This is a genomic window from Streptomyces sp. NTH33, from assembly GCF_003236365.1.
Classification (GTDB): Bacteria; Actinomycetota; Actinomycetes; order Streptomycetales; family Streptomycetaceae; genus Streptomyces.
Genome location: NZ_POTZ01000122.1, coordinates 1 through 15,967, shown reverse-complemented (window position 1 = coordinate 15,967; position 15,967 = coordinate 1). Strand labels below are relative to the sequence as shown.

Below are 15,967 nucleotides of genomic sequence, written 5' to 3'. Positions count from 1 at the left end.
CCCCGGGGCGCACCCGGGTGCTGTGGCCCCGGGTGGTGCGGCCCCGGGTGCTGTGCGGCCGGTGACCAGCCGGTGGCCGGTCCGTGCCCCGGCTGGTGGGGCGGCGGCAGCGGTGAACCCACTGCGTGCTGCATCCGGTGCGACTCCGTCTCGTACGAGGCAATTGGCGCCGGCGGCGGGCCCGACCCCGCCGCCTACCGAACGGTACCTTCCCCGGCCGTCGTATGGTGAACGGCCGGGCGCGGCCCGAAGTGCCCGTCACCGTACGGCGGACAGGACAAAGGGGGCGCGGCGGGACTTACTGCCCCACCTCACCGTAGGCGGCGAGCAGCACGGCCGGGTCCGGGCCCTCCAGGACGGTGGGCTTGGCGAGGCCGTCCAGGACGATGAAGCGCAGCAGGTCGCCGCGGGACTTCTTGTCGACCTTCATCGTCTGCAGCAGCTTGGGCCACTGGTCGTAGCGGTAGTGCAGCGGCAGGCCCACCGACTCGAGGACCGTGCGGTGGCGGTCGGCCGTGGCGTCGTCCAACCGGCCCGCGAGACGGCCGAGTTCGGCGGCGAAGTGCATGCCGACGGCGACCGCCGCGCCGTGCCGCCACTTGTACCGCTCGTTCTTCTCGATGGCGTGGCCGAGCGTGTGCCCGTAGTTGAGGATCTCCCTGAGGCCCAACTCCTTGAGGTCGGCGGAGACGACGTCCGCCTTGACCCGGATGGAGCGCTCGATGAGTTCGGCGGTGTGCGGGCCGGCCGGGGTGCGGGCGGCCTCGGGGTCGGACTCGATGAGGTCCAGGATCGCCGGGTCGGCGATGAAGCCGGCCTTGATGACCTCGGCGAGCCCGGAGACGTAGTCGTTGACCGGCAGGGAGTCCAGGGCGGCCAGGTCGCACAGCACGCCCGCGGGCGGGTGGAAGGCGCCCACGAGGTTCTTGCCCTCGGCGGTGTTGATGCCGGTCTTGCCGCCGACGGCCGCGTCGACCATGGCCAGCACGGTGGTCGGGACGGCGATCCAGCGCACCCCGCGCAGCCAGGTGGCCGCCACGAAACCGGCCAGGTCGGTGGTGGCGCCGCCGCCCACGCCCACGATGACGTCGGTGCGGGTGAAACCGGACTGGCCCAGCGCCTTCCAGCAGTAGGCGGCGACCTCGGCGGTCTTGGCCTCCTCCGCGTTGGGCACCTGGATGGCGATCGCCTCGTAGCCCTGCTCGGCCAGGTCGGTGCGGAGCGCGTCCCCTGTCCCGGCGAGCGCCTCGGGGTGGACGACGGCGACCCGCTTGGCCTTGTCTCCGATCAACCCGGTGAGTTCACCCAGGAGTTGGCGGCCGACCAGTACGTCGTAGGGTTCGCTGCCCGCGGTGCCGCCGACGTGGATCCGCGTCACTGCCTCGCTCATGCTTCTTTCCACTCCACTGCGTCCAGGACCGCTCGGGTGACGTCTTCGGGCGTACGGTCGTCGGTGGCGACCACGGCCGTGGCGACCTCTTCGTACAGGTGCCGGCGGGCCTCCATCAGCTCGCGCCACTGCTTGCGCGGGTTGACGGCGAGGAGCGGCCGGGCGGCGTTGAGGCCGGTGCGTCTGACGGCCTCCTCGACGTTCATCGACAGGTAGACCACCCGCAGTCCGGCGAGCAGGGCGCGGGTGTCCTCGTCGAGGATCGCGCCGCCGCCGAGGGCCAGCACGCCGTCGTGTCCGGCCAGCGCCCGGCGCACCGCGTCCTTCTCGATCGCACGGAAGACGTCCTCGCCCTCGTCGACGAAGATCTCGGCGATGGTGCGGCCCTGCTCGGCCACGATGTCGTCGTCGGTGTCCCGGTAGGCGGCGCCGAGGCGGTCGGCCAGCATCCGGCCGACGGTGGACTTGCCCACGCCCATCGGCCCGACCAGGACGACGACCGGTGCGGCGCTCACCGGATCGCCAGGCTGTCGAGGTAGCCCCGCACGTTGCGGCGGGTCTCGGCCACGCTGTCGCCGCCGAACTTCTCCGCGACGGCGTCGGCGAGGACGAGGGCGACCATGGCCTCGGCGACGATGCCGGCGGCCGGCACCGCGCACACGTCGGAGCGCTGGTGGTGGGCCTGCGCCGCCTCGCCGGTGGCCACGTCCACGGTCCTCAGGGCCCGGGGCACGGTCGCGATCGGCTTCATCGCGGCGCGCACCCGCAGCAGCTCGCCCGTGCTCAGCCCGCCCTCGGTGCCGCCGGAGCGGCCGGTGGCGCGCCTGATGCCCTCGTCGGTGGTGACGATCTCGTCGTGGGCCTGGGAGCCGGGCACCCGTGCCAGGTCGAAGCCGTCGCCGACCTCGACGCCCTTGATCGCCTGGATGCCCATGAGCGCGGCGGCGAGCCGGGCGTCCAGCCGGCGGTCCCAGTGCACGTGGGAGCCCAGGCCCACCGGCACGCCGTACGCCAGCACCTCCACCACGCCGCCGAGCGTGTCGCCGTCCTTGTGGGCCTGGTCGATCTCGGCGACCATCGCCTTGGAGGCGTCCGCGTCCAGGCAGCGCACCGGGTCCGCGTCCAGCTTCTCCACGTCCGCCGGGGTCGGGTACACGCCGTAGGGCGCCTTGGCCGCGGCCAGCTCGACGACGTGGCTGACGATCTCGATGCCGGCCGTCTCCTTCAGGTACGACCGGGCGACGGCGCCCAGCGCCACGCGGGCCGCGGTCTCCCGCGCGGAGGCGCGCTCCAGCACCGGCCGGGCCTCGTCGAAGCCGTACTTCTGCATGCCGGCCAGGTCGGCATGGCCGGGCCGGGGGCGGGTCAGCGGCGCGTTGCGCGCGAGCTCGGCCAGCTCCGCCGGGTCGACCGGGTCGGCGGCCATGACCTTCTCCCACTTGGGCCACTCGGTGTTGCCCACCATGACCGCCACCGGGGAGCCCAGGGTCAGCCCGTGCCGCACCCCGCCGAGGAAGGTGACCTCGTCACGCTCGAACTTCATCCGGGCGCCACGCCCATAGCCCAGGCGCCGCCGTGCGAGGTGGTCCGCCACCATCTCCGTGGTGACGGGCACGCCGGCGGGAAGGCCCTCCAGCGTGGCGACGAGTGCGGGTCCGTGGGACTCCCCCGCGGTCAGCCAGCGCAACCTGCTCAACGGTGCTCCTCATGCTCGCGCCTGGAACTGCGACGGCGCGACCGGGTGCGCGGCCCTGGCCCGCCACCTCCGATCCTCCCACGTCCGGGCGTCGGTCCCGGTCGACGGTCCAGCAGTCGGACGTCCGGCGTACCGTCTTCGAACCGCGGCACCGCCCCGCACCGGCCGCACCGGACACCCGGCGTCCACTTCGGCGGAAACAGCCGTGGTCAGCGGCCGGCGAGGGCCTTCTCGCCTGCTCGGCGCATGGCGTCCAGGGGGGCCGGGGCGTGACCCGTCATCTGTTCGACCTGGAGGACCGCCTGGTGCACCAGCAGGTCGAGGCCGCTGACGACGGCGCCGCCGGCCATGGACCAGCGGGCCGCGAGAGCGGTGGGCCAGGGGTCGTAGAGGACGTCGAAGAGGGTGGCGGGCCGCTCGGGCACGGCGCCGGCCAGCGCGTCCGTCGTACCGGCCGGGGTGGTGGCGATCACCAGCGGGGCCCGCAGGGCCTCGGCCGCGTCGGCCCAGTCCGCCGTACGGACCTCGACGTCCAGCCGCTCGCCCCACTGCCGCATCTCGGCGGCGCGGGCCTCGCTGCGGACGTAGACGACGACCTCGCCGGTGCAGACACGGGCGAGCGCGGCCAGCGCGGAGGAGGCGGTGGCGCCGGCGCCGAGGACGGCCGCCGAGCCGACCTGCTCGATGCCGTGCTCGCGCAGCGCGGCGACCATGCCGGGCACGTCGGTGTTGTCCCCGAGCCGACGGCCGTCCTCGGTGAAGACCACCGTGTTGACCGCCTCGACGGAGGCGGCCGTGTCGCTGATCGCGTCGAGCAGCGGGATGACCGCCCGCTTCAGCGGCATGGTCAGGGACAGCCCCGCCCACTCGGGTCCGAGGCCCGCGAAGAACGCGGGCAGGCCGGCCTCGTCGACCTCGAACCGGTCGTACGACCAGTGCGTGAGCCCCAGTTCCTCGTACGCCGCCCGGTGCAGCACCGGGGAGAGCGAGTGGGCGATGGGCGAGCCGAGGACCGCGGCGCGTCTGGCTGTGCTCATTGTCCCGACTTTTTCCGTTCCCTCTCGTACTCTGCCACCTTCTTGTTGTGCTCTTCGTTGGTCACCGAGAACACCGTCTTGTCCTCGTTGATCGACACGAAGTAGTACCAGGGGCCCGGGGTCGGTTTCATCGCGGCCTCGATGGCCTCCTTGCCGGGGTTGCTGATGGGCCCCGGCGGAAGTCCCTTTATGTTGTACGTATTGTACGGATCCTCGATCTTCCGCAGGTCCTTCACCTGCCCTATGTCCAAGGTGCTCTGGCCCTTGAGGTAGTTGACGGTGGAGTCCATCTCCAGTCGGCCGACCGTCTCGACGTTGTCCGGCTTGAGGCGGTTGTAGATGACACGGGCGACCTTCGTGAAGTCGTGCTGGTACTTGCCTTCGACCTGGACGACGCTCGCCACGGTGAGGAGTTCCCACGGGCTGTCGAGCCCGAGGCGTTTGGCCTCCTTCTCGATGCCCATGCCCGTGTACTGCGCACTGGCCCGCGTCACCATCTGTTTCAGAACGTCCTTGGGCTTCTGCCCCTTGGCGACCGAATAGCTGGACGGGTAGAGGAAGCCCTCCAGCGGGTCCTTGACGTTCTTGTGGTTCATCGCCCATGCGGGCAGGCCGAGGCTCTTCCACTCGCTCTTGGCGACCTTGGCGGTGGTGCCCTCGTCCAGTTCCAGGCGCATGTCGATGAGCTTGTAGACGTCGGCGTTGCGTTTGCCCTCGGCGATGATCAGGTTGCTGCGGCTCTCGGGGCTGAGCATCAACTGGACCGCGCTCGCGGCCGACATGTGCTTCTTCAGCGTGTAGACGCCGTCCTGGATCTGCTTGCCGTTGGGGTTCGCCTCCTGCGCGGAGACGAACGCGCCCACGCTCGCGACGACGCCCGCCTTCTTCAGCTCCTGCCCGATCACATAGCCACCGGCCCCCTTGGGGATGACGACCGTGACCTGCTCGCTGTTCCCGTCGCCCGCGTAGTCCGGCGCCGCGCCGAAACGATTTTGGTAGAACTGGTAGCCGTAGTACGTGACACCGACCGCGCCACCGCCGAAGACCATGACGACGACCAGGCAGGCGCAGCCGCTGCGGCGCTTCTTGCCCTTGTCCTTGCCCTTGCCGCCGCGTCCCTTGCGGTCGCCGCGCCCCCGGCCCTCGTTCCTCGGGTCGTCGGCATCGGCGTCGTCGTCCTCGTCGCCACCGCCCGCGAAGAAGGCGTGCTCGTCCTGGTCGGGTTCGGGTTCCGGGTCCCAGTCGGGCCGCGGCTCCGGTTCGGCGCGCCGGCGGCTCGGCGGCTGGGGCGGCGGGTAGGCGTCGGGGGTGCCGTAGAAGTCGGGCTGCTCGGCGCCGTGGGCCGCGGCTTGCCGGCCGTACGGGTCGGTCGGGTCAGCCGGGTACGGGGGCTGCTGCTGGCCACCGGCGCCGTCCCAGCCGCCCTGCTGGTACTGCTGCTGGTCCTGGAAGTGGCCCGTGTACTGCTGGTGGTGGCCCTGCTGGTCGTAGTGCGGGGGCTGCTGGTGACCCTGCTGGTCGTAGTGCGGGGGCTGCTGGTGACCCTGCTGGTCGTAGTGCGGGGGCTGCTGGTGACCCTGCTGGTCGTAGTGCGGGGGCTGCTGGTGACCCTGCTGGTCGTAGTGCGGGGATTGCTGGTGACCCTGCTCGCCGTACTGCTGCTGGTACTGCCCGCCGTAGCCGGCCTGCTGTTCGTGACCCCACTCGCCGTACTGCGGCTGCTGCGGATGGTGCTGCGGTTGGCCCCCGTAGGGGGGCTGCTGACCCGCCTGGGCCTGCTGTCCTCCCCATCCGCCGTCCCCGTACAACGGGTCGTCCGGATGCCACGGTTCGGAGCCTGGGCCCCGGCCATACTCAGTCATCGATCCCCTAGAGCCGCGAGGCGGAGGTTACGCGGCGTGGTGACCCGGCACCCGTTCCGCCTCTTGCTGTGCATCGGCTGTTCGAACACCGGCGCATCGCGCGGAACGTTACCGTACCGCGATCAGATGACCACTTCGACGCCCTCGCCGGGTGCTTTGCCTGACACTCGTTCGGATTCCAGGGCCTGCTGCAGGATGATGACGGCGGCGGCCTGGTCGATCACGGAGCGTCCCTTCCTGGTCTTCACCCCGGAAGCCCGCAGGCCCTGACTGGCCGTCACCGTCGTCATCCGCTCGTCCACCAGCCGGACCGGCACCGGGGCGATGCCCTTGGCCAGCTCCCCGGCGAAGGCGCGGACCTTGACCGCGGCCGGGCCCTCGCCTCCCTTGAGGGAGCGCGGGAGCCCGACGACGACCTCGATCGGCTCGTACTCCTCGACGAGTTGCCGGAGCCGGCGGTGCGCCGCGGGGACGTCCCGGCCGGGGACCGTCTCCACCGGGGTGGCGAGGATCCCGTCGGGGTCGCAGGAGGCGACCCCGATACGGGCGTCCCCGACGTCGATCGCGAGCCGACGTCCCTTCCTCATCACTACTGGGTCCTCATCACTTCGCGGTCTCCGCCACGAGGCGTTCCACGGCGTCCACGGCCTCGCCGACGGCGGCCGGGTTCTGGCCGCCGCCCTGGGCGACGTCCGGCTTGCCGCCACCGCCGCCGCCGAGCGTCTTGGCGGCGGTGCGGACGAGGTCACCGGCCTTCAGCCCGCGCTCACGGGCGGCCTCGTTGGTGGCGACGACCGTCAGCGGCTTGCCGTTGTTCACCGTGAACAGGGCGACCACGGCGGCCCGGCCGCCCTGGATGCGGCCGCGTACGTCGAGGACCAGCTTGCGCAGGTCGTCCGGCGTGGTGCCGTCCGGGACCCGCCCGGTGACAAGGGCGACGCCCCTGACGTCCTTGGCGGACTCGGCGAGGCCGGCGGCGGCCTGCAGCACCTTCTCGGCGCGGAACTTCTCGATCTCCTTCTCGGCGTCCTTCAGCTTGCCGAGCATCGCGGAGACCTTCTCCGGCAGCTCCTCCGGGCGGCCCTTGATCAGCTCCTGGAGCTGGGCGACGACCGTGTGCTCGCGGGCGAGGAAGTGATAGGCGTCCACACCCACCAGGGCCTCGATACGGCGCACGCCCGAGCCGATGGAGGACTCGCCGAGCAGCTTGACCAGGCCCAGCTGGGCGGTGTTGTGCACGTGCGTGCCGCCGCACAGCTCCTTGGAGAAGTCGCCGATGGTGACCACGCGCACGCGTTCGCCGTACTTCTCGCCGAACTCGGCGATGGCGCCCTGCTTCTTGGCCTCGTCGATGCCCATGACCTCGGCGTGCACGTCGAGGTCGCGGGCGAGCACCTCGTTGATCTTCTGCTCGACGTCGGTCATCACCGTCTGCGGTACGGCGGAGGGGGAGCCGAAGTCGAAGCGGAAGCGGCCGGGCTGGTTCTCGGAGCCGGCCTGGGCGGCCGTCGGGCCGAGGGCGTCGCGCAGCGCCTGGTGGGTCAGGTGCGTGGCGGAGTGGGCGCGGGCGATGGCCCTGCGGCGGTGGGCGTCGATCGAGGCGTGGGCCTTGGCGCCGACGGTGACCTCGCCGACCTGGACGACGCCCTTGTGGACGTAGACGCCCGGAACCGGCTTCTGGCAGTCGCGGACCTCGATGACGGCACCGGAGTCGACCTTGATCCGGCCGGTGTCGCCGATCTGGCCGCCGCCCTCGGCGTAGAACGGGGTGCGGTCCAGGACGACCTCGACCTCGTCGCCCTCGGTGGCGGCCGGGGAGGAGACGCCGTCGACGAGGATGCCGACGACGGTGGACTCGCCCTCGGTGTCGGTGTAGCCGATGAAGTCGGTCTCGCCGGCGGTGTCGGCGATCTCGCGGTAGGCGCCGAGGTCGGCGTGTCCGGTCTTCTTGGCCTGGGCGTCGGCCTTGGCGCGCTCCCGCTGCTCCTTCATCAGGCGGCGGAAGCCCTCCTCGTCCACGGTGAGGCCCTGCTCGGCGGCCATCTCCAGGGTGAGGTCGATCGGGAAGCCCCAGGTGTCGTGGAGCAGGAAGGCCTTGTCGCCGGCGAGGACGGTGCCGCCGGCCTGCTTGGTCTCGGTGACGGCGGTGTCGAGGATGTTGGTGCCGGCCTTCAGCGTCTTCAGGAAGGCCGCCTCCTCGGCGAGGGCGACCTTCTCGATGCGCTCGCGGTCGGTGATCAGCTCCGGGTACTGCTGCCCCATCATGTCGATGACGACGTCGATCAGGTCCCTGACGACCGGGCCGGTGGCGCCGAGCAGGCGCATGTTGCGGATGGCGCGGCGCATGATGCGGCGCAGCACGTAGCCGCGGCCCTCGTTGCCGGGGGTGACGCCGTCGCCGATGAGCATGGTGGCGGTGCGCATGTGGTCGGTGACCACGCGCAGGGACACGTCCGAGTCGTGGGCGTCGCCGTAGGCGACACCGGTCAGCTCGGTGGCCTTCTTGATGACGGCCATGGAGGTGTCGATCTCGTACATGTTCTGCACGCCCTGCAGAATCATGGCGAGCCGCTCCAGGCCGAGCCCGGTGTCGATGTTCTTGCTCGGCAGGTCGCCGAGGATCTCGAAGTTGTCCTTGGAGGTGCCCTCGCCGCGCTCGTACTGCATGAAGACGAGGTTCCAGATCTCCACGTACCGCTCGTCGTTGACGGCGGGGCCGCCCTCGACGCCGAACTCGGGGCCGCGGTCGTAGTTGATCTCGGAGCAGGGGCCGCACGGGCCGGGCACGCCCATGGACCAGAAGTTGTCCTTCATGCCCAGGCGCTGGATGCGCTCCTTGGGCACGCCGACGACCTCGTGCCAGATCCGCTCGGCCTCGTCGTCGTCCTTGTAGACGGTGATCCACAGGCGCTCGGGGTCGAGGCCGTAACCGCCCTTGTCCTGGGGGGTGGTGAGCAGCTCCCAGGCGAGCTTGACGGCGCCTTCCTTGAAGTAGTCGCCGAAGGAGAAGTTGCCGCACATCTGGAAGAACGTGCCGTGCCGGGTGGTCTTGCCGACCTCTTCGATGTCGGGCGTGCGCACGCACTTCTGCACGCTGGTGGCGCGCGGGAACGGCGGCTTGACCTCGCCCAGGAAGTAGGGCTTGAAGGGCACCATGCCGGCCGGGACGAGGAGCAGAGTCGGGTCGTCCGCGATGAGCGACGCCGAAGGGACGACGGTGTGCCCGCGCTCCTCGAAGAAGCTCAGCCAGCGGCGGCGGATCTCAGCCGACTCCATCAGTGGTCCTCATTCCGGTTGTACGAGTACGTCGGGTCCGTGGAGTTCCCGGCGTACTTCGGGCTGTTGTGGTTCTCGATGGCGGCGTACCGCCTCGGCGCGGGGAGTTCGGGATCGACGGGTGCGTCGATGCCGAGCGCCTCGCCGAGTTCGGCCTCCCGCTGGGCCATGTTGTCGCGGACGTCGAGCGCGAAGCCGACCGCGCGGTCCTTGAACCGGTGGCCTGCCTCGAGCGCCTTGTTCGCCGCGGTCGCGGCGAGGCTCTCGGGGGTCAGCTGCCTCAGCTTGCGGTTGACCTTGGTGGTGGCCCACACGCCGGCGGCGACACCTGTGGTGAACCAGAACGTACGGCGGAACATCGTCAGTCCTTACTTCTCCCGGTTGTTCCGCTTCCCCCGCCGCGCGGCCGGGACGGTGCGGCCCACGATCACGGTACGCCTCGACGTCCTGCCGGGCACGTCCTCCTTGCGGCCGCCCAGCGCCCGGCGCACGCCGTAGCCGAAGGCGGCCACCTTGACCAGCGGGCCGCCGAAGGTGGAGGCGACGGTGGTGGACAGCGCGGAGGCGTTGGAGGTGACCTCCTGGACGTCGGAGGCGATCGCGTCGACCCGGTCGATCTGGGTCTGCGCGGAGCGCACCGCCTGGGAGGCGTCGGCCAGCAGCGGAACGGCCTGGTCGGTCACGTCCGCCACGAGCTTGGTGGTCGCCTTGAGCGTCTGGGCCAGCCTCACCAGTGCGACGGCGAGGAAGGAGACCAGGATCGCCCAGAAGACGGCCACCAGGATCCCGGCCACCTCACCACCGGACACTGTGCGCACCCGCTCCCTGATACGTGCCTGAACATCGAGACCATCGAGAACATCGAGAACATCGAAAAAAACGTGCACCGAGCCTATCGCGCCGGGGGCAGCGCTCCGTACCGGTTTCCCGCCCGCGCCCTGCGGAATCGCGCTCCGCGCGGGTGCTGCCAAAGGCACACAAGCGAGCCCGCCGCCTCGCCCGCCCGGAAAGGCGGGGGAGACGGCGGGCTGAAGTACCGCGGCCGGCCTGGATCAGCGGGCGTAGTACTCGACGACGAGCTGCTCGTCGCAGATCACCGGGATCTCCTTGCGGTTCGGCTCACGGTCCAGGCGGAACGCCAGGGCCTTGAGGTTCACCTGCAGGTAGCGCGGGGTCTCGCCCTCGGGGGCGAAGCCGCCCTCGCGGGCGATCTGGAAGAGCGTCTTGTCCTTGCTGCGGTCGCGGACCTGGACGACGTCGTCCGGACGCACGCGGAAGGACGGCTTGTCGACCTTCTGGCCGTTGACCTGGATGTGGCCGTGGACGACCATCTGGCGGGCCTGGTAGATCGTGCGGGCGATGCCCGAACGCAGGACCAGCGCGTCGAGGCGGCGCTCGAGCTCGATGAGGAGCGCGTCACCGGTCTTCATCGTGGTCTTGGCGGCACGCTCGTAGGCGCGCACCAGCTGGCGCTCGGAGATGTCGTACTGAGCGCGCAGGCGCTGCTTCTCCAGCAGACGGACCTTGTAGTCCGAGTTCTGCTTACGGCCGCGGCCGTGCTCACCCGGCGGGTAGGGGCGGGCCTCGAAGTACTTGACGGCCTTCGGGGTCAGCGCGATACCGAGGGCACGCGACTTCTTGACCTTGGGGCGGGACTGGTTCGCCATGGAACCGAACACCTCGTGTTTCTGTGTGAATACGGCTTCACCAGGGTTAGGGGAGGTCGCATCCGCAGCCGGGGGAACCCGCCGGATCCTCATCGGACCTGGTGGGCAGCCGCTCCCTGGTCTGGGCACATACGTGCAGCACGCGAGTGGCCCACCGACCGGTCCCGGGATGTGCGGGTGGTGGTGGGCGGCCCGCGACACCGTTCGCCGGTGCGCGACGCTCCTGGATCCCCGCTGCCCTGGGGCGGTGGGGTTCCGGCTGGATGTCCCGCTCTGGTGGTGCCGTCGCCTCTTGCGAGGTGCCGGACACGGGACTCAGCGCTTCGGGAGAGTCTACAGGGTGCCGGGGCCTGTCCGGCAATCCGCGCCGGGCCCTACGACCGCCTCCGGCCGAGGTGCTTGCGGGTCCACTCCACCGCGTCCGCGTACCGCGCCTCGGCGCCGTGCCGGCCCGGGGTGTAGTACTCGCGGTCCTTCAGGGCGTCCGGCGCGTACTGCTGGGCGGCGATGCCCTCGGGCAGGTCGTGCGGGTAGACGTAGCCCTGCGCGTGGCCGAGCTTGGCCGCGCCCTTGTAGTGCCCGTCCCGCAGGTGGGGCGGGACGGGTCCGGCCAGTCCCTTGCGCACGTCGTCCAGGGCGGCGCCGATCGCCGTGGTCGCCGAGTTGGACTTGGGGGCGAGGGCCAGGGCGATGGTGGCGTGGCTGAGGGTCAGGGCCGCCTCGGGAAAGCCGATCATGGCGACGGCCTGGGCGGCGGCTACGGCTGTCGGCAGCGCGTTCGGGTCGGCGAGGCCGATGTCCTCGCTGGCGGAGATCATCAGGCGGCGGGCGATGAACCGGGGGTCCTCCCCGGCCTCGATCATCCGGGCCAGGTAGTGCAGGGCGGCGTCGACGTCGGAGCCGCGGATGGACTTGATCAGGGCGCTGGCGACGTCGTAGTGCTGGTCGCCGTCGCGGTCGTACTTCACCGCGGCCCGGTCGACGGTCTCCTCCAGCGTGGTCAGGCCGATCTCGCTCTCGCCCTTGGCGAGGGCGGCCCCGGCGGCGGCCTCCAGGGCGGTCAGGGCGCGGCGGGCGTCGCCGCCGGCGATGCGCAGCAGGTGGTTCTCGGTGTCCTCGGAGAGGGTGACGGTGTCCTTCAGGCCGCGCTCGTCGGTGAGGGCACGGCGGAGCAGGCCGCGGACGTCGTCGTCGGTGAGGGGTTCGAGGGTGAGCAGCAGGGAGCGGGACAGCAGCGGGGAGATCACGGAGAAGTACGGGTTCTCGGTGGTGGCCGCGATCAGCGTCACCCAGCGGTTCTCCACCGCCGGGAGCAGGGAGTCCTGCTGGGCCTTGCTGAAGCGGTGGATCTCGTCGAGGAAGAGCACGGTCTCCTGGCCGTAGCCGCCGGAGGCCCGGCGGGCGCCGTCGATGACCGCGCGGACCTCCTTGACGCCCGCGGTGATCGCCGACAGCTCCACGAAGCGCTTGTTGGTGGCCTTGGAGACGACGTACGCCAGGGTGGTCTTGCCGGTGCCGGGCGGGCCCCACAGGATCACCGACGAGGGTCCCGCCGGGCCGCCCGAGCCCTCGCCGACCAGCCGGCGCAGCGGCGAGCCGGGCTTGAGCAGATGCTGCTGGCCCACCACCTCGTCGAGGGTGCGCGGGCGCATCCGGACCGCCAGGGGACTCGCGGCCGGGTCCTTCTCCTGGCGTTCTTCTGCTGCGGCGGTGAACAGGTCGGGCTCCACGCTGAAACCCTATGCCACGCCGCCGGCACCACCACCAGGGCCGTTCGCCCAGGGCCTGTCCGACGGATCAGGCCCAGAGGCTGCTGCCCCAGCGGGTCAGGATCAGCATGACGATCACACCGCAGTGCGTGACCGGCAGCACCCACGTGAACTCGGCGAGGAAGTTCTTCACCGGGCGCGGCGCGGGCAGGAAGTCGTTGCGGACGTTGAAGGAGGTCACGTACCAGAACATGACGATCGTGGCGACCCAGGCCAGCGAGCACCACAGGCACAGCGCGTTGATCCGGTACAGCGACTGGAACATCAGCCAGGTGACGAAGCAGACGCCGAAGAGCGTGCCGAAGTTGAAGGTCAGCCAGTACCAGCGCGGGAAGGTGGCACGGGTCAGCAGGCTCATGCCGACGCAGATGACGATGCCGTAGCAGACCAGGCCGAGCAGCGGGTTCGGGAATCCGAAGACGGTGGCCTGCTTGCTCTCCATGACGCTGCCGCACGACACGATCGGGTTGAGGCTGCAGCTGGGGGTGAAGACCTTGCCGCTGAGCTTGCCCTCGAGGATCTTCTGCTTGTCGATCGTGATGATCCACGCGGCGAGCAGACCGGCCGCGCCCGTGATCACCAGCAGCAGGGCGAAGGCGCGGCTACCGCCCACCGTGCGCGGCGCGGGCGCCGTGCGTTCCGGCTCGGGTTCCGCGGACACGTCTTTGACCGTCGTCTTGCTCATCACGCCGATTCCGTCACCTGTGAGTCGGACCTGCTTCGGGCACGGCCATTGTGCCGCACACACACGTGTGCTCAACGTGAGGTGGACGCAAGAAGATACGCGGGGCCGGCCCCGAACGTCCGGTTCCGGACAATGAGCGAGCCGGGCGGCACGGACCGCCCGGCTCACCGTGCTCACTGTCTCTCAGCCGATCTCAGCCGAGCCGTGACTCCAGCTCCGCCACGATCTCGTTGACGCCGATCGCCGTCTGCTCACCGGACTCCATGTCCTTGAGCTGGACGACGCCGTCGGCGAGGTCGCGTTCGCCGGCGACGAGCGCGTAGCGGGCACCGGACCTGTTGGCCGCCTTCATCGCCGCCTTCAGGCCCTTGCCGCCGTACGAGAAGTCGGCCGCGATGCCCACCTTGCGCAGCTCGGTGACCTTCGTGAAGAGGAGACGGCGGGCCTCCTCGCCGAGGGGGACCGCGAAGACGCTGGTCGTGGAGGGCAGTGGGAGTTCGACACCCTCCGCCCGAAGGGCCAGGACGGTGCGGTCCACGCCCAGGGCCCAGCCGACCGAGGGCAGGGCCGGGCCGCCGATCATCTCGGAGAGGCCGTCGTAGCGGCCGCCGCCGCCCACCGCGGACTGGGAGCCCAGGCCGTCGTGGACGAACTCGAAGGTGGTGCGGGTGTAGTAGTCCAGGCCGCGGACCAGCTTGGGGTCGTCCTCGAAGGAGACGCCCTGGGCCACCAGCAGGGTCCGTACCTCCTCGTGGTACGCCTTGCAGGCGTCGCACAGGTAGTCGCGCAGCAGCGGGGCGCCCGTCAGCTGCTTCTGGACCGTCTCCCGCTTGTCGTCGAGGACGCGCAGGGGGTTGATGTCGACACGGCGGCGGGTGTCGTCGTCCAGGTCCAGGCCGTGCAGGAAGTCCTGCAGGGCGGCGCGGTAGACCGGGCGGCACTCCTTGTCGCCGAGGCTGTTGAGCAGGATGCGGAAGTCGCTCAGGCCCAGCGAGCGGTACGCCTGGTCGGCGAGGATGATCAGCTCGGCGTCCAGCGCCGGGTCCTCGGCGCCGATGGCCTCCGCGCCGACCTGGGAGAAGTGGCGGTAGCGGCCCTTCTGGGGGCGCTCGTAGCGGTAGTAGGAGCCGGAGTACCAGAGCTTGACCGGCAGGTTGCCCGCCTTGTGGAGGTTGGCCTCCAGGGCGGCGCGCAGCACGGAGGCGGTGCCTTCGGGGCGGAGGGCCAACTTGTCGCCGCCCTTGGTCTCGAAGGTGTACATCTCCTTGGTCACGATGTCGGTGGACTCGCCGACCCCGCGCGCGAAGAGCTCCACGTTCTCGAAGCCGGGCGTCTCGATGTAGCCGTAGCCGGAGTTGCGCAGCGGGGCGGCGATCGCCTCGCGGACCGCCAGGTACACGGCGGAGTCCGGCGGGATCAGGTCGTACGTGCCCTTGGGGGCCTTGAAGGTGCTCACGAAGTCTCTCGTCACATTCCTCGTCGGGGAGCGGTGTCCGCGTCCGCTCCCGGGCCGGCCGCCACCTGCCGAAGATAGGGGTTGGTGGCGCGCTCCCGGCCGATGGTCGTCTGGGGGCCGTGGCCGGACAGCACCACGGTCGAGTCGTCGAGCGGCAGGCACACGCGGGCCAGCGAGTCGAGCATCTCGGCCATGTCACCGCCGGGCAGGTCGGTGCGTCCGATGGAGCCGGCGAAGAGCAGGTCCCCGGAGAAGAACACCTGCGGAATGTCCGCGGTCTCGGGGATCCGGAACGTCACCGACCCCTTGGTATGGCCGGGCGCGTGCGCGACGGAGAACTCCAGGCCGGCCAGCTCCAGCCCGGCGCCGTCGGTCAGTTCCTTGACGTCGTCCGGCTCCCCCACGGTCAGCTCGCCCATCAGCGGCATCCCGATGGAACGGCCGAGCGCCTTCTCGGGGTCGCTCATCATGTACCGGTCGGCCGGGTGGATCCACGCCGGTACGTCGTGCGCGCCGCAGACCGGGACGACCGAGGCCACGTGGTCGATGTGGCCGTGGGTGAGGACGACGGCGACGGGCTTGAGCCGATGCTTCCTGACCGCTTCCTCGACGCCCTGGGCGGCCTGGTGGCCGGGGTCGATGATCACGCACTCCTCACCGGCGGCGGGGGCGACGAGGTAGCAGTTCGTCCCCCAGGCCCCGGCGGGGAACCCGGCAATGAGCACGATCGTCCTTCGTTGTCTCGATACGGGTGGCTGCAACTGTCGTCAGAGCCTACCGGCGCTGCCGGATCCTCAGCGAACCCATATACGGTACGGGTCACACGCGAACGGCCGGTTCAGCGGTCGCACGCGTACCGGTCGACACACGAGACGCTTGAGGAGAGAACCCGGTGGTCAGCCAGGAGCAGCGGCGACGTCAGCTCGCCCGGGAGAAGTTCTTGCGGCAGCAGCAGCGGCGCACCGCCGCGCGGCGCAGGGCACACGTGCGCAACTCCGTGATCGCGTCGGTGCTCGGCGTGGTCGTGATCGGCAGTGCCGCCCTGTACACGACCGGGGTCATGAAGAACGGCAAGGACGACAAGGCCAACGCGAGCGCGGACGTCTCCCCCAGCGCCCCGGCCCCCAGC

Annotated in this window: 15 protein-coding genes and 1 pseudogene; 1 reads left to right on the top strand and 15 read right to left on the bottom strand. The window is 70.7% G+C overall.

All coding sequences use genetic code 11. The features are described 5' to 3' along the window. The 15 genes from C1I97_RS41455 to C1I97_RS14590 form a co-directional block, all read right to left on the bottom strand. Positions 1–134, bottom strand: a 134-nt coding sequence (locus C1I97_RS41455; RefSeq protein ID WP_258382566.1) for a Pro-rich N-terminal domain-containing protein, incomplete at its 3' end; no start/stop codon positions are given. 164 nt (positions 135–298) lie between these two features. Further along, positions 299–1,390 carry a 3-dehydroquinate synthase gene (aroB, locus tag C1I97_RS14655; protein ID WP_111003655.1) on the bottom strand — a complete coding sequence of 364 codons (1,092 nt, stop codon included), beginning with the start codon at positions 1,388–1,390 and terminating at the stop codon, positions 299–301. Then, positions 1,387–1,905, bottom strand: coding sequence for a shikimate kinase (locus tag C1I97_RS14650; RefSeq protein ID WP_111003654.1), 519 nt, complete (start codon positions 1,903–1,905; stop codon positions 1,387–1,389). Before C1I97_RS14650 ends, aroB begins: the two co-directional genes overlap by 4 nt. After that, positions 1,902–3,086, bottom strand: a complete 1,185-nt coding sequence (aroC, locus tag C1I97_RS14645; protein WP_111003653.1) for a chorismate synthase — start codon at positions 3,084–3,086, stop codon at positions 1,902–1,904. Before aroC ends, C1I97_RS14650 begins: the two co-directional genes overlap by 4 nt. Before the next feature lie 209 nt (positions 3,087–3,295). Continuing rightward, the gene (locus C1I97_RS14640) at positions 3,296–4,123 is read right to left on the bottom strand and encodes a shikimate dehydrogenase (protein ID WP_111003652.1); all 828 of its coding nucleotides are present in this window, start codon (positions 4,121–4,123) and stop codon (positions 3,296–3,298) included. Further along, the gene (mltG, locus tag C1I97_RS14635) at positions 4,120–5,985 is read right to left on the bottom strand and encodes an endolytic transglycosylase MltG (RefSeq protein WP_111003651.1); all 1,866 of its coding nucleotides are present in this window, start codon (positions 5,983–5,985) and stop codon (positions 4,120–4,122) included. The genes C1I97_RS14640 and mltG overlap by 4 nt, the downstream gene beginning before the upstream one ends. A 122-nt stretch (positions 5,986–6,107) precedes the next feature. After that, positions 6,108–6,572 (bottom strand): Holliday junction resolvase RuvX, encoded by a 465-nt coding sequence (ruvX, locus tag C1I97_RS14630; protein WP_111003650.1) that lies wholly within the window; start codon positions 6,570–6,572, stop codon positions 6,108–6,110. A 16-nt stretch (positions 6,573–6,588) separates the two neighbouring features. After that, on the bottom strand, positions 6,589–9,261 hold the full coding sequence (gene alaS / locus C1I97_RS14625; RefSeq protein ID WP_111003649.1) for an alanine--tRNA ligase: 2,673 nt from the start codon (positions 9,259–9,261) through the stop codon (positions 6,589–6,591). Continuing rightward, a complete protein-coding gene (locus C1I97_RS14620) occupies positions 9,261–9,620 on the bottom strand; it encodes a hypothetical protein (protein ID WP_111003648.1) in 360 nt (119 codons plus the stop codon). The genes alaS and C1I97_RS14620 overlap by 1 nt, the downstream gene beginning before the upstream one ends. Before the next feature lie 9 nt (positions 9,621–9,629). After that, positions 9,630–10,079: a DUF948 domain-containing protein gene (locus C1I97_RS14615; protein WP_181446729.1), complete on the bottom strand. Its 450-nt coding sequence runs from the start codon at positions 10,077–10,079 to the stop codon at positions 9,630–9,632. 234 nt (positions 10,080–10,313) lie between these two features. Further along, a complete protein-coding gene (gene rpsD, locus C1I97_RS14610) occupies positions 10,314–10,928 on the bottom strand; it encodes a 30S ribosomal protein S4 (protein WP_111003657.1) in 615 nt (204 codons plus the stop codon). Between the two features lie 374 nt (positions 10,929–11,302). Beyond that, positions 11,303–12,658, bottom strand: a complete 1,356-nt coding sequence (locus C1I97_RS14605) for a replication-associated recombination protein A (RefSeq protein ID WP_111003646.1) — start codon at positions 12,656–12,658, stop codon at positions 11,303–11,305. Between the two features lie 67 nt (positions 12,659–12,725). Beyond that, positions 12,726–13,382, bottom strand: coding sequence for a vitamin K epoxide reductase family protein (locus C1I97_RS14600; protein WP_111003645.1), 657 nt, complete (start codon positions 13,380–13,382; stop codon positions 12,726–12,728). A 193-nt stretch (positions 13,383–13,575) separates the two neighbouring features. Continuing rightward, entirely contained in the window at positions 13,576–14,838 is a 1,263-nt protein-coding gene (gene hisS / locus C1I97_RS14595) for a histidine--tRNA ligase (RefSeq protein WP_111003656.1), read from the bottom strand. Between the two features lie 11 nt (positions 14,839–14,849). Beyond that, positions 14,850–15,563 (bottom strand): MBL fold metallo-hydrolase, encoded by a 714-nt coding sequence (locus tag C1I97_RS14590; RefSeq protein WP_111003644.1) that lies wholly within the window; start codon positions 15,561–15,563, stop codon positions 14,850–14,852. Positions 15,564–15,730: 167 nt separating this feature from the next. Between C1I97_RS14590 and C1I97_RS14585 the strand changes: the two are divergent. Continuing rightward, positions 15,731–15,967 (top strand): annotated as a pseudogene (locus tag C1I97_RS14585) (peptidylprolyl isomerase); the annotation flags it as partial.